At 38.1% G+C, this 14,457-nt stretch carries 11 protein-coding genes; 5 read left to right on the top strand and 6 right to left on the bottom strand.

Features of this window, described 5'->3' with window-relative positions:
* The first annotated feature begins 111 nt into the window (after nucleotides 1-111).
* The 5 genes from WG954_RS18055 (at nucleotide 112) to WG954_RS18035 (ending at nucleotide 5,808) form a co-directional block, all read left to right on the top strand.
* Nucleotides 112-795, top strand: coding sequence for a hypothetical protein (locus WG954_RS18055; protein WP_340438216.1), 684 nt, complete (start codon nucleotides 112-114; stop codon nucleotides 793-795).
* Between the two features lie 253 nt (nucleotides 796-1,048).
* On the top strand, nucleotides 1,049-1,396 hold the full coding sequence (locus WG954_RS18050; RefSeq protein ID WP_340438215.1) for a hypothetical protein: 348 nt from the start codon (nucleotides 1,049-1,051) through the stop codon (nucleotides 1,394-1,396).
* A 293-nt stretch (nucleotides 1,397-1,689) separates the two neighbouring features.
* A complete protein-coding gene (locus tag WG954_RS18045; protein ID WP_340438214.1) occupies nucleotides 1,690-3,831 on the top strand; it encodes a glycoside hydrolase family 97 protein in 2,142 nt (713 codons plus the stop codon).
* 293 nt (nucleotides 3,832-4,124) lie between these two features.
* The gene (locus WG954_RS18040) at nucleotides 4,125-5,141 is read left to right on the top strand and encodes a PAS domain-containing protein (protein ID WP_340438213.1); all 1,017 of its coding nucleotides are present in this window, start codon (nucleotides 4,125-4,127) and stop codon (nucleotides 5,139-5,141) included.
* A gap of 226 nt (nucleotides 5,142-5,367) precedes the next feature.
* Nucleotides 5,368-5,808 carry a CHRD domain-containing protein gene (locus tag WG954_RS18035; RefSeq protein ID WP_340438212.1) on the top strand — a complete coding sequence of 147 codons (441 nt, stop codon included), beginning with the start codon at nucleotides 5,368-5,370 and terminating at the stop codon, nucleotides 5,806-5,808.
* A 317-nt stretch (nucleotides 5,809-6,125) separates the two neighbouring features.
* Here WG954_RS18035 and WG954_RS18030 read toward each other — a convergent pair whose 3' ends face one another.
* The 6 genes from WG954_RS18030 to WG954_RS18005 form a co-directional block, all read right to left on the bottom strand.
* A complete protein-coding gene (locus tag WG954_RS18030) occupies nucleotides 6,126-6,332 on the bottom strand; it encodes a YwbE family protein (protein ID WP_340438211.1) in 207 nt (68 codons plus the stop codon).
* 40 nt (nucleotides 6,333-6,372) lie between these two features.
* Nucleotides 6,373-6,708, bottom strand: coding sequence for a cupin domain-containing protein (locus tag WG954_RS18025; RefSeq protein ID WP_340438210.1), 336 nt, complete (start codon nucleotides 6,706-6,708; stop codon nucleotides 6,373-6,375).
* A 621-nt stretch (nucleotides 6,709-7,329) separates the two neighbouring features.
* Nucleotides 7,330-8,811: a RagB/SusD family nutrient uptake outer membrane protein gene (locus WG954_RS18020; RefSeq protein ID WP_340438209.1), complete on the bottom strand. Its 1,482-nt coding sequence runs from the start codon at nucleotides 8,809-8,811 to the stop codon at nucleotides 7,330-7,332.
* Nucleotides 8,812-8,825: 14 nt separating this feature from the next.
* The gene (locus WG954_RS18015; protein ID WP_340438207.1) at nucleotides 8,826-12,020 is read right to left on the bottom strand and encodes a SusC/RagA family TonB-linked outer membrane protein; all 3,195 of its coding nucleotides are present in this window, start codon (nucleotides 12,018-12,020) and stop codon (nucleotides 8,826-8,828) included.
* A 350-nt stretch (nucleotides 12,021-12,370) separates the two neighbouring features.
* Entirely contained in the window at nucleotides 12,371-13,453 is a 1,083-nt protein-coding gene (locus tag WG954_RS18010) for an amidohydrolase family protein (RefSeq protein ID WP_340438206.1), read from the bottom strand.
* Between the two features lie 135 nt (nucleotides 13,454-13,588).
* Nucleotides 13,589-14,131, bottom strand: coding sequence for a nuclear transport factor 2 family protein (locus WG954_RS18005; RefSeq protein WP_340438205.1), 543 nt, complete (start codon nucleotides 14,129-14,131; stop codon nucleotides 13,589-13,591).
* Between the last annotated feature and the right edge of the window lie 326 nt (nucleotides 14,132-14,457).

The following is a 14,457-nucleotide window of genomic DNA, read 5'->3' as shown; positions in this document are numbered from 1 at the left end:
TTCAAAGGTGATGATTATTTAAACAAGAAGGTGCGTATATTTAGGTGTTGTGCGTAATTTGCTGACCGTTCAAATTGACATTACTTCTTTCTGACACTATTCTTAAAAATAATGAGCCTCAAGAAATTCCAAATACACCAATTTGCTTTTCTCTCAATTTCCCTTTTCTTAGTATTTATTATTATCTCTTTGCACTCAATAGGACAATCCTTTATTGGGACATATAAAAACAAAGACGAGTATTTACGCTTTGAAAATGATAGTGTTTATTTTCGACTACTCTGTTGTGGAGGTCTTTATGATGAATACGAAGCAAGTGGGACTTATAAAATAAAACGGAATAAAATCATTATTGAACCGGATATTGAAATACATAGCATCAGGTTTTCTACAAGTGAAAGAAAAAAAGAGGACGCAATATTCTTTCTAGTAAATGCCTTCGATACATCAAAAGATTTGGCATCATTAATTTTATACGACAAGAATAAAAATGTAATATTTGGACGACAAATTCTACTAAACCAAAAAACGTTGATAAAGCAATTTGAAGCTGACAAAATTGACTCTATAACGATTGCGAGGAATGGTTACATTACAATTGGATTGAAAATTGATAATAATTTTAATTATCAAATTGAACTGATAAAAGGTAAGAATAAAGAAGTTTACGAAAGTATTCTACAGACAAAAAAAGGAGGCTTCAAATTTAAAGCGGATAAAAATAAAATTTCTTTATTTAGACCAAACCCATTTAAAAGTGGGAATAAATATTTTCTAATAACATACGAAAAATAAAAACTACCTACAACATCAGGCTTTGTGCAATTTGGGCTGGACGTTGAATCAATGATCGGTTGTGCATTTCCAAGCTTTGGTTTCGGAGAACGTAATTCTGCAGGGCAGTAGTTCTAACCTTGGATTTTATTTATAAGTTTAGGTTAAGTTCCAGCGGACAGTTGGTCAAGTCCCCAACTGCACAAAGCCTCGTCCGTTGGCAGGAATTGTAAACGAGCTTTGCGGTTCTAAGTAAATAAATGTGTGACTCCTTATGAATAAAATCAAACAGACTTCATCAGACAAAATAAAAGGCAAGCTTGTTAAGTATAGACAAGGCGACTGTTTAAGTATTGAATGTAACAATGGGAAATATTTGGGAGTTTTAACTTCAAACAAATTCAACAAGTATTACGACCTCACAGTAATTGATTTTTACGAGCCACACAAGCCAGTTTTGACAGACTTCTTTAGTGGAAAATTTTTTGGGACACGTTTTGGTTCGTGGGAAGATTTGGAGGAATTGTCAATTAGAATTGAAAAAAGTAAAAATGCAGAAAGGTTTCCCGACCTAGCTTTTTTGAGTAAACATTTGGTGGACTTTAAGCATATTGTGGAATAACAACTACTGCCAACATTGGGTTTTATACAAGTTGGGCTCGACCTTTCTTACTTCAAAGGCGATGTCTGGCAAAACCGATTTGCCGCCATCATGGAAACTGAAATATATCTTGCACAGTTCTGATGAAAAAGCAATCAATAATAATACCTACATTTTTTTCTAAACACCGCAAACGTTTTCTATGATGAGAATCAGTTGCTGAAGCACAAAACTTTACCGCTGTCAGTCGTTTCTGTTGTTTGGTAAAGCTGCAAACAATTAACTTTACCGCCGACTCTAAACAACTATTGATTATGAAACAAACGATTTTATCTATTGTTATTTTTTTGCTTTTCTGCCTATGCTTAGAGGCGCAAAGTCTTCGTTCGCCAGATAAAAATTTAATCTTAATGTTTAGTGTAGCTGGCGGCGTACCTACGTATCAACTTGTTTACAAAGAAAAGACAGTTATTCTTCCCAGCACACTTGGACTTGAATTAAAAAACGATAAGAAATCATTACTCAATGATTTCACCATTACAACAACCCAAACAAATACAGTCGATGAAACATGGCAACCAGTGTGGGGCGAAGTAAGTAATATCCGAAACAACTATAATGAACTTGCTGTTACGTTACAACAAAAAGAAACCAATCGCCAACTCATTATTCGTTTTCGTTTGTTTAATGATGGATTGGGTTTCCGTTACGAGTTTCCTTCGCAGAAGAATTTCAACTACTTCGTAATAAAGGAAGAGCATAGCCAGTTTGCAATGGCAGGCAATCACACTGCCTGGTGGATCGCCGGTGATTATGATACACAAGAATACGATTACACCCGTTCACGTTTATCGGAGATACGTGGTTTGATGAAAGGAGCTATCACCAGTAATGCATCACAAACTCCGTTTTCACCAACAGGTGTGCAAACAGCGTTGATGATGAAGAGTGATGATGGATTGTACATTAACCTGCACGAAGCAGCACTCATCAACTACTCCTGCATGCATCTCAATCTTGATGATAAGACCAATGTATTTGAAAGCTGGCTTACACCTGATGCAGTGGGTGATAAAGGTTACATGCAAACACCATCTACATCGCCTTGGCGCACCGTGATTGTAAGTGATGATGCAAGAGATATTTTGGCATCGAAGATCACCTACAATTTAAATGAACCAAGTAAGATCAAAGAAACATCGTGGATTAAACCGGTGAAGTATGTGGGTGTTTGGTGGGAAATGATCACAGGTAAAAGTGCATGGTCGTACACCGATGATTTTCCTGCTGTGCAGTTAGGCGTAAGCGATTTCAGTAAAGCAAAACCACATGGTAAACATGGTGCCAACACAGCACATGTAAAGGAATATATAGATTTTGCTGCACAACATGGTTTTGATGGCGTATTGGTAGAAGGCTGGAATGTTGGTTGGGAAGATTGGTTTGGTCAGTCAAAAGATTATGTATTTGATTTTGTAACGCCTTATCCTGATTTTGATGTAGTGGGTATTCGTGAATATGCAAAATCAAAAGGAGTGAAGATGATCATGCATCATGAAACATCTTCATCGGTTCGTAACTATGAACGACATATTGATACAGCTTACAAATTCATGAAAGCAAATGGATACGATGCTGTCAAGAGTGGTTATGTAGGGAATATCTTACCAAGAGGTGAACATCACTACAGTCAGTGGATCATTAATCACTATCAATATGCTATTGAGAAAGCAGCACAATACCAGATCATGGTGAATGCACATGAAGCAGTTCGTCCAACAGGTATTGCACGCACATGGCCCAACTTAATTGGTAATGAAGCTGCACGTGGTACGGAGTTCCAGGCATTTGGTGGTTCCAAACCAAATCATGTGGCTGTGTTGCCGTTTACACGTTTGATTGGTGGGCCAATGGATTACACACCCGGTGTGTTTGAAATGGACATCAGTAAACTAAATCCTGGCAACAGCTCACATGTAAACAGTACACTTACCAATCAACTCGCATTGTATGTAACCATGTATAGTCCGTTGCAAATGGCTGCAGACTTACCAGAGAACTATATGCGTTTCCCTGATGCATTTCAATTCATCAAAGATGTTGCAGTTGATTGGGACGATAGTAAATACCTCGAAGCAGAACCAGGCGCATATTTAACCGTTGCACGTAAAGCAAAGAAAACAGGGAAGTGGTTTTTAGGAAGTGTAGGAGGTGAAGATGCCCGTACCTCAAACATTGCATTTGACTTTTTAGAAAATGGCAAACAATATATTGCTACTGTGTATGCCGATGCACCTGATGCACATTACAAAACAAAACCACAGGCTTATACCATTAAGAAAATGCTGGTTACCAATAAAACAAAATTGAAACAATGGGTTGCTCCGGGCGGGGGATATGCCATCAGTTTTGAAGAAGCAACACCTGAAATGATCAAGGCGTTGAAGAAGCGATAATCTAAGCTTTACAGTTGATTCTTGAGATCTGGCGTGAACCATGTTTACGCCAGATCTTTTTTTACAGTATATCTCGCAAGTCTGCTAACACTCAAGGATATTAATATGATACTTCTTTCGAATTCTCGATAACTCAGACCGCAAATTTTGCAAGTATTTACCTTGATAAATGACAATAACAATTATCTTTTTTAGCGTTTTAATTTTCAGTTATTTTGCCCTGACGGGTATCGTATTTTAAGAGGTAGCGCCAAATAAATACACTCGTTATCCAAAGTCTACAAAATTTAAACATGAACTCAGAAGATTTTTCTCTGCGGAAATTAGATGAGCTTGGCCTTTTGGTTTCAGATCAGGTAACTGCAATGCTTGCATATTGGGATAAAGACCTCATCAGTAGGTTTGCCAATAATGCCTATCGTGAATGGTTTGGCCGAACGAGGGAGGAAATGATCAATAAAATGCACATCAGCGAATTGTTGGGCCCTTTATACGAAAAAAATTTGCCCTATATTAAAGCCGTATTAACTGGCGAAAAGCAAGTGTTCGAAAGGGAAATACCCATTCCCAATGGTACAGGCACCCGTCATTCCCTTGCAACTTATATACCTGATATTAAAGCAGGAGAAGTGATTGGTTTTTTTGTACACGTGGCCGATATAACATATGTGAAGAAACTCGAGCAGCAGTTAATGCAATCGAAACGTGAAATTCTGCGAAACATTATTGATACAGAAGAAAACGAAAGCCGCAGCCTTGCAAGTATTCTTCGGGAGAATATTAATCAACGGCTGGCCGCCTGCAAAATATTATTAGATGAAAAGAAAGAGAACCTGAGTGAATCTGAAAGAACAGTGAATAAACTGATGACCGATATTATTGATGAGATCAATTCTCTGTGTGAAGAACTAACGCCTTCTGAACTGGATATATTTGGTATTGAAAAAACAATTGAACTTACTTGTGAAAATTTTTCGTTGCATTATCCGCTTACAATTGAATTTATCTGTTATGATAAAACAATTGAACAAATTGGGCCGGATCAAAAACTCGCCATATTCAGGATCGTACAGAATTTTATTAAAATGAGTATTAACAATAAGCAGGAAGTATCTGTTTATATTGACCTTACTTTTCAGCAGCACGAAGTGGGGATCCGTTTGCTTTCAACAAACCTTGTAAAGTTTTCAACGGATACAAAAGAATATAAAGCAATAGAGTGCAGGGTAGAGTACAATGGAGGAAGCATCGTTGAAATTCGTAACGCAGAGCAATCCGGTATGTATATTCAGTTTCAAACAATCGGTTAAAGGTTATCTGTTTATTACTTTACGCTGATCCAGTAGCTTAGGTAATGCAGGCGTCTGTTTTTCTCTATCAAATACTAAACGTATTATGGTAATTAAATTTTAACATTCCAGGTTAATATTCCTCTTCTCCTGATATTCACCTAATAGCGGCTTGGTGAAAATAATACACGGCACAATGGCACAGTAATTGGAAATGCAGGGTATTATTCATCTAAATCATTACATTATGAAAATTGTAAGTAAGCTCGCAGCAGTTGCTGCCGTATTTTTATTAACGGCGGGTTTTATAAGTTGTAAAAAGGAATCAACAAACACAACCGAAGAACAGTACAAGGCTAATTGTACAGGTGCAAATCAAGCTCCTCCAAATTCATCTACTGCTACTGCAACTTTTGTTGGTAAGTATAATTCAAGTACAGGAACATTTTCCGGTACGCTTACTTACACCGGTATTACACCAACAGGATGGTATGTTCAAAAAGGAACAGCATCTGCCAATGGTGAAATTGTTGCATCGCTTGGTGCGGTGGTAGGTTCTCCATTTTCATTCAGCATTCAAATGAATGCATCAGCAGCAGCTGAATTAAAAGCAGGAGCCTATTATATTAATGTACAATCGGCCGCATATCCATCAGGAGAGATTAGGGGGAAATTGGTGTTGCAATAACAAACAAAGTAAATCACAAACTTAGAAGAACACAGGTATTGTATTTTGTAAAGCCTGTGTTCTTTTTATTGCTGAATCTTTGGTGATTATTATATGAACAGTTTGTTTTTGTTCAATACAATTTCTTAAATTTAATCTTCACCAAAGAAAAGGAGGTATTCATGAAATCTACAGATCAATCATGGACGCCATCGGTTATTATCGGGTAACCGGGCTTCTCCATAAAGATAATCTGGGCTCGAGGAGAGCCAAAGCCATCAAATTTATTTGGTGGCTTTTTTGTTGTTCTCCAAAAAAATGATTGCTTATGCTTGTTTTCAATCATCTTCTTCATCAATGATTTTCTGCACTCGCCCAATTTGTCCATCCTGCAAACGAACTTTAATACCACGATGATGTTTGGGAGCGCTTGTGAGCAGGTCTTTTACAATGCCTTCGGTAAGTACACCGGTTCGTTGATCTTTTTTTAAGATGATCAGTACCTGCATGCCGGGTTTAATATTTGAGCGGATGGTTCCTTCCATTTCTGCTTTTTTTATTTTACTCTTCCCAACTGATTCGTTATTACACAAAGTCTTCCCGCATAGGACTAAACACATCAATGAGCACACCTTTTTCTAAACAAACAACTCCATGCTCAACATTAGATGGTATATGAAAGGCATCGCCAGGATCAAGCACTTTTTTTTCACCGGCAATCTCTACTTCAAACACCCCGCTTTCAATATGTGTTATTTGCACATGCACATGTTTGTGTAAAATACCAACAGCAGCCTGCTCAAAATCTACTTTTACCAGCATGATTGATGGATCATATGCCATGATCTTGCGACGGATACCTTCGCCTGCCGTTTGCCATTCAAACTGTTTGTCTTCAATAAATCCGGGTTGTTGTTGCATGTTGTAAAAATAAGAATCTCAGTAAAGGATATTTGATTTTTCCTATCAATATGCTCAGAAGCTGTTGCCTCTGTAAGAACGTTGTTGCCGGTCGAACATCCAATGAATATGTGTCTGTTCTTATTTTGATAAAAGAAGGCTCAAATAAAAGCCTTAAACAATTGTTTTGTCGTCAATGTAATTTCATAAATTTAATGTTCATCAAAGAAAAGGAGGTATTCATGAAATCTACAGATCAATCATGGACGCCATCGGTTGTCATCGGGTAACCGGGCTTAACCATAAGAATAATCTGGGCTCGAGGAGAGCCAAAGCCATCAATAGAATGGCCCGTCAGACCAGTCTGTAAACGAACTTTTATTCCTCTAAGTTGTATGGTTATCCTAATGAGAAAATTTTTCCTAATGCCATCAGATGTGGCACGGTTAGATGATTTTGTTTAAAGGAATTAATACCTTACGGCAAGTCTGGTTTTTTTTGTAAGGATGGTTAATGCTTCTTGTGTTGTGTCTCAGTCAAAGCTTCATATATTATTGTTCTATGGGTAAATTCAAGAAAATACATGGACCAAAAAAAGGTTGACTGAATTTCAGTCAACCTTTTTTGTCTGTTATAATTTATTTATAACGGGTTTTGTTCCAAATTAGGATTGGCATTCATCTCATCTTGTGGGAAAAGCCATTGCCATAATTTGTCGTTGGCAGGAACATTTAATGTTAAAGAGATAGTGGCATTAGTGTTCGGGACAACAGTTCTGTCAAGAGGAACGTTCATTCGCTTAAGATCAAACCATCTAAATCCTTCACCCCAAAGCTCAACTCTCCTGTGAAATAGAATTTCGTCTAAAAGTGCAACTCCTGTGTTTGTTGATAACACGTAATTGGGATTTCTGTTTTTAATTAACGTGAATAACGCTTGTTGTGCATCAGCATCACGTCCACCTTGACGAGCTCTTGCTTCTGCTTCAATAAGATACATTTCTGCAGCACGCATGTATGGCACATCGCCAATACTTGTTGCATTATCAAATGCAAGAAATTTTTTGCTTTGGTAAGGTATTCTGGCACCACCCGGAGGAATAGGAACGCCTGCACCGGTTAAGTCAAAAACACTTTTTCTTATATCTGTTGCAGGTAATGTATTCCACAAGGCTGAATTGATTGCTTTGGGTTGAGTTCTTGTATTTGTGCCGTTAAAGTTGCAACCCATGTTAGCAAAAAATGACCAAAAGAATGTATTATGATCAGCTATTTGATCACTACCCCACATCCATTCAGAAATACCAGTATTATTAAACCCCGCCGTATAGTCTGCGTTGCTCATTAAAGCAAAACCACTTCTTGCAGCAATTGCCATGGTAGCCGCAACATCCCAGTTTTGCTGAGTGAGCGCTACACGTGCTTTAATTCCTTGAGCTACATTTTTATTAAAATTCGATTTTGCAGCGGAGCCTGTTCTAACGTAACCATCAAGCAGTGAAATAGCTTCATCTAGATCTTTATTAATTTGTGTATAAACTTCGGCTACAGTTGCCCGCTTTTGTCCTTCAAGTGTATTTGTAGTTAAAAGCGGCACCCCTAATCCGTTGTTAGGATTTCCTGCAACAAAGCGCTCACCCCAAAACTGAACCAGTTCAAAGTGTGCCCAAGCTCGATAAACAAGCGCTTGGCCTTTTATATAATTCTTGTCTGCTTGAGGACCTGGTACTCCATCTATTCCGTTAATTAGAACATTAGCATTTGAAATAATTCGATAGTAAAGGCGATAAACAAATCGAGTATCTCCGGAATTTACATTTCGATGATTGAGCCATTTTAGATGGTTGCCAAAATCTTGCCTGCCATTTGCCAAAGTGTAAAGTACATCTTCGCCCATTAAATCTCTTATAACCATTATCGCAGATGTTCCCCCTTGTGGTTGTGCATCATATTGCGTGTACATAATACGATGAATGCCATTAAGAGCAGCCCATGCGTTTTTTGTACTGGATAATGCGTCAGCAGCGGCAACAGCAGTGGTTGAGAAAGTATCTAAAAAACTCTTCTTACAAGAAGAAAAGATTATTGAAGATAGTAGTAGGAGGGATAATATTTTTAATTTCATTGCTACTGAATTTATTAGTTAAGTGTAAAGGTTATGCCTGCGGTAATTATTCTTGCAGGAGGGTATTCACCACCAGTTATACCAGAAAACGCATTTTGATTATTCATACCTACACGTTTAGAAAAGAACGCTACATTTTCAAGGCTTATATAACACTGTGCACCTGAAATTTTCGCCCTGCTTAAAAGTTCATTTGGGAACTGGTAAGACAGGTTCAAGGTCCTGATATTTAAATAAGAAGCGTCAATCAACCAGCGTGATGAAGTTGCGTTAAAATCTGCTGTTTGGCCATTGTCCATGCGAGGTACATTTGTAATATCGCCGGGTTTTTGCCATCTTTTTAAAATATCAACATGTACGGCACTTCCGTATGTACCTGATGACATAAGTGTTTGGTAATTGGCATCGTAAGTTTTACCACCGACCTGGAATGTAAATAATGCTTGTAAAGTAAAGCCCTTATATCTGAATGCAGGTGCAAAACTTCCATATAGATCAGGTATCACACCTTCATGATAAGCGAATTTTCCGTTTGCAACTAAAGTTGTAACAGTATCTTTTCCCCCGTCTTTATTATCAATCAAGCGAATGCCGCTCGATGCTGTTGTATTGCCTGCCCAATAAAGTACTGACCCATCAGAGGGGTCAACGCCATAGTACGAACGTAACCAATAGTCAAACAGTGAAGCTCCAACTTGATATTTTTTTGTGCCACTAACAAATTCCTTAACACTTTCCGGCATTTTTGTAATCCTGTTTTTTACAGTAGTTAAATTAACGCCAAGACTCCACGTAAAATCTTTTGTTCTGATAATATCACCATTCAATTGTAATTCAAGCCCTTTATTATACATAGTGGCTGTATTTTTTGTTGCAGATAACAATCCGCTTGACAATGGAGTAGGTACCGCAAATAATAAATCACTTGATCTGCGATCATAATATTCAATTGTACCGCTCAGCCTAGACTTGAAGAGTGAAAATTCTACTCCAATGTCTGCCTGCGTATTGATCTCCCAGGTAAGATCCCTGTTTTCAACTTGCGTTTGACTTTGAACGATGCCTGATTCATTCGCATTATTTGCAAAACCGTACAAACCCTGCCATGCATACAAACCAATACCATCTGCTACGCCAACAAGACCGTATGAACCCCGTAACTTAAGATTATCAATCCATTTTATACCTGACATGAAACTTTCCCTGCTTACATTCCAGCCACCGCCAAGTGCCCAGAAAGTACCCCAACGTGATTCACTTGCAAAACGGGAGTTCCCATCTCTGCGCAAACTAGCCGTTAACAGATATCTGCCATCGAAATCATAATTAATTCTTGAAAAGTAACTTTCAATTCTGTACCTGTCTGTTGAAGAACCTAAAGAATTGATCGTTGTAAAGTTTCCAAATTCATTTATGCCGGTAAGTGATTGACCTTGTCTGAAACCGTTTAGGCCTGTGCTGAATTGATTGAAAGTTTCATGCCCAACAAGTGCATCTACTCGGTGGTTACCAAACTTTCTGCCATAACCAAGCAATTGATTTGCTGTTAATCCAACTGTTGATCCTGAACTTTTTTGAAGTCTTCCAGCCGGTGCACCATCACCAACAAGTGTATTTTCAAACGTGCCATCGTTGTCTGTTTGAAAATCCACAGCTACATTATTTGTGAATTTGAAGTCACGAAACAAAGTAATTTCTGTGTTTGATCTTGCTCCAATAACCCACCGTGTAGATAAATAATCGTTCAGGATTAATTCAGCAGGTGCGTGGCGTCCGGATGTTGTACCTGGTCTGTTTCGGATTCCATTTTGAATACCAATGGCTTCATTCTGAAAATTCCCCAAGTCCCATATTCTGTTCCCACCAGCATCTAAAACATACTGACCAGTGGTCATGTTGTGAGCATAATAAGGATAAATAGGGCCAAGATTTCTTGTAAACGTAAACGGGTTAACTATACCGCCACCATCAGAAGAAGTATTAAATTTTGAGTAGTTGCTCGTAACATTTAAACCTGTTTTTAACCATTCTAATGGTCTTACGTTTGTGTTTAATCTTATAGAATATCTTTCAAAATCTGTTTGAATTGTATAACCATCTTCCTTTAAATACCCCATAGAAAGAAAATAATCCGCTTTATCTGTACCACCGCTAAAATTGATACCGTAATCTTTTCGCACACCGTTACGCATTAATTCTTTTGTCCAATCCAAATCATCAGCATATAATAGCTGGGCATTAGCATTTAATTTACCATCAACACCTACTATCTGATTTCGTGCAACATTAAATGGATTGTAAGCCAATAAATCTGATATCCCGTTTCTGCTTGTAAGGCCAGATGCAACTCTGTTTGCTGAGTCTAAAGAAATTGCGCCACTGGCACGGTAAACAAGCGAATTACGGTATGCTTCCCACATTACAGGATAATATTCATTTGGCCCAACCCTGTCATATTCCTGCAAACCACGTTGTGAAAATCCTTGTGCGATCTTCACAGAAATACTGTTTTTGCCTTTTTTACCTTTTTTTGTTGTTATCATAACAACTCCGTTACCTGCTCTGGAACCATATAATGCGGTTGCAGATGCATCCTTTAAAACGGTAATGTTTTCTACATCATCAGGATTGATGTTTGAACTACCACCAACATATGGCACACCGTCAATCACAAAAAGTGGATCCTGTGTTGCAGAGATTGACCCGAAACCTCTTATGCGAATAGCATTTGAGTTACCCGGTTGTCCTGATCCTGACGTTGTTACTACTCCAGGAATTGCACCTTCAATTGATTTGACAACGTTGCCTAAAGGCCTCTTTTCAATATCTGCCGCTTTAATTGAACCAACTGAACCAGTAAAAGCTTCCTTCTTTGTGGTACCATACGCAACTACCACTACTTCAGACAAAGATTTTGAAGTTGAAGTAAGTGCTAGATTAAATGTGGAGCGGTTGCCAATGGCGACTTCAAGATTCTCATAATCGAGAAGCGTTATCACCAATGTTTTTGCGCTTGTCGGCACATTTAATTTAAAGGTACCGTCGGCACCTGTTGTTGTACCAACGGATGTGCCTTTTACAATAACTGAAACACCTGAAAGAGTGCTTCCATCTTTCTCATCCGTTACTTTTCCGGTAACAGTTTTTTCCTGTGCCATCATGTGTAATGAACATAATAGCAAAGAAATAAGCAGTACAAATTTTCTCATGCTTGTTTTGGTTTAAAAAAATTAATAATTAGTAGGTGGAATTCAATAAGGTCCTTAAGTAAATGGAAAGCAGTTGTTGCAATATATTCGCTTTGCTTTATTTAGAAAACAAGATTGGATGAACGGTAAAAGTTTAGACACTTAGTGTTTAACTAATGCTGCATAGAACACCAATGTCGTCAAACAAATGACATTGGCGTGATTGAAATATTAAACAATAATTCTTTAATAATCTAATAGAGGTCTTTTTAACCATAAGGCAATAATCAATTTCTAAAACGAAATTTTTCTTAGTTGTTTTCATTAAATTGATGGTTGCTTATTGAATTTATCTTGCAACTCTTCAACGCTTACTCCGGCCACCCACTTTTATCAATATTCGGAATTATGCGGAGTGCATTTTTATAATACACTTTCTTTAAAATAGCATCCGGTAAACCCATGCCATACATTGGCCAAAAAGCATGATATTTTTTATGGTAAGGGAAATATTCATCTTCCGTTTCTAGCACACGGAAATAAGTTGCATATTCAGAAGGAACCCAACTGTCTTTGCCAAACAGAATTCGATCCTGGTATTTGGTGAAGAATGCTTTCGCCATTTTTGGTTGCCGCCCGATTTCAGCAATCACTGCACCAAATTCAACAACAACATTCGGCATTGCATCAAGAATGCCACTCAGCTTTTGGAGATCATTGGGGTACCAGCCAAAATGTGCGGCGATGAAAGTGGTATTTTTATGTTTTTTGAAAAGGTTATGTTGTTCTGAAATCAAAGTTTCAAACGGCACAGGATTATCTGCTCCACGTTTTCTGTTTGGGTTAATGATCAACTCAAGCCAGCGTTCATTGGTATTATCTAGCGGGTCCCAAAACGATTTTGGATCGGCCGTATGAATGATTACCGGAATTTTTAATTCGCCTGCCTTTTTCCAAACAGCATCAAGTCTTGCATCATCAACAGTAACACGATTGCCATTAATATCTTTTACACTAAATCCAAGACTTTTATAGATCTTCAATCCATTTGCACCATTCTTTACATCTTCTTCTAATTGCTTTGCAGCTTTTTCTCCCCAGCCGGGTTCGCCCACGCCTTTAAAATCAACATTAGCAAATACAATAAAGCGGCCGGGTTTATTGGTCTTTGCATTTTCAACTGCTTTTGTAATATTATCGCCACTACCACCACTCAGGTTCACCATCACACGCATGTTGAGTTTATCCATTTCAACAGTGAGTTTGTTCAGATCCATTGTTGTCATCTGAAACTGGTGATTGTGAACATCAATAAAAGGGAATTTCGATTTTGTTATTGGGTGCTGGGGCACCACCAGGGTAGAAGGTGGATTGTAAGTTTCGAAATCAATTTTTTGCTGGGCAGTTGAAGCGGTTGTAAACAATAAAGTGCCTATAAGAAAAACCTTATGCATGTTGATGATTGTTTTTGTGGCCCAAAGAAAGCAACTAATTAAACAGAACGGTTTCCGCTTGTCATTTTTTAACAGGGGCAAAATAAAAAGCCCGGAAGCAAGCCTCCGGACTCTAACTATCAAGCATGAGAAAACTTATTTAGCCATCGCTGCATTAATGGGCGCACGGTCGAGGTATTGAACAACACGATCGATCTTGTCATTTGCATCAAAGTGTTGAACAGTATGAATGTATTGAATCATGCGTTTGCCTGTTTTGTATTTTGCATTAACACCATACCAGCCTAACAGCCAGATGCCTGCTTCTTCGTTAGCCTGTGGTTGATTTACTTTAACTGGTAGCCATATTTGGTCCATGAAGCTGATGGAATCAATGGCGTTTGTTCTTCTGTCTTTCCAATAGTTTACTACCGCAGCTTTTCCAACTACACTATCACCATTGTTCCATTGCCATACAATATTATCGGCCCAATTGGAAGACCAAGCGTCAATATCGCCTGATGACAGGCTGGCTAATCCGCTTTTACCGATCTCGGTAAACTTGGCATCAGCAAATTCCGCAGGTTGGGCTTTGGTTTCGGTTGTAGCAGGAGTAGTTTCAGCAGCTTCTTCCGGTTTAGGATTGTTGCAGCCTGCAAGCAAAAGGAATGATAGCATTCCAACAAGAAATCTTTTCATGTTTGTTCTGGTTTTAGATGTGAAAAAAGGAAAGGGGAAGACTAAAATTTGCTTTCACACTGTGCGGAAGAATAAGAATTAATTACAAAAATGATTGAATTAGGTATTCTCTTAAGATGATCTTGTTTTTGCCGAAGTACTGCGTAGCAAAAAAGCAATTAATTTAAAGTAAGTGAAAGCTAGGCAATTAAAATGGAATTGTCAATAAGCAGGATGTTGTTTTTAATTGCTTACAACCTGCAATTACTGTTCGATTGCAAAAACTGCAAAAAAAGCTGGCTGCCCGAAGTCAGTTTATAGTAACAATTTGTTACCCCGCAACTGAC

It is taken from the genome of Lacibacter sp. H375, from assembly GCF_037892425.1.
Lineage (GTDB): Bacteria > Bacteroidota > Bacteroidia > Chitinophagales > Chitinophagaceae > Lacibacter.
The sequence above is the reverse complement of the archived record's forward strand: the minus strand, read 5'-3'. Positions and strand labels throughout refer to the sequence as shown.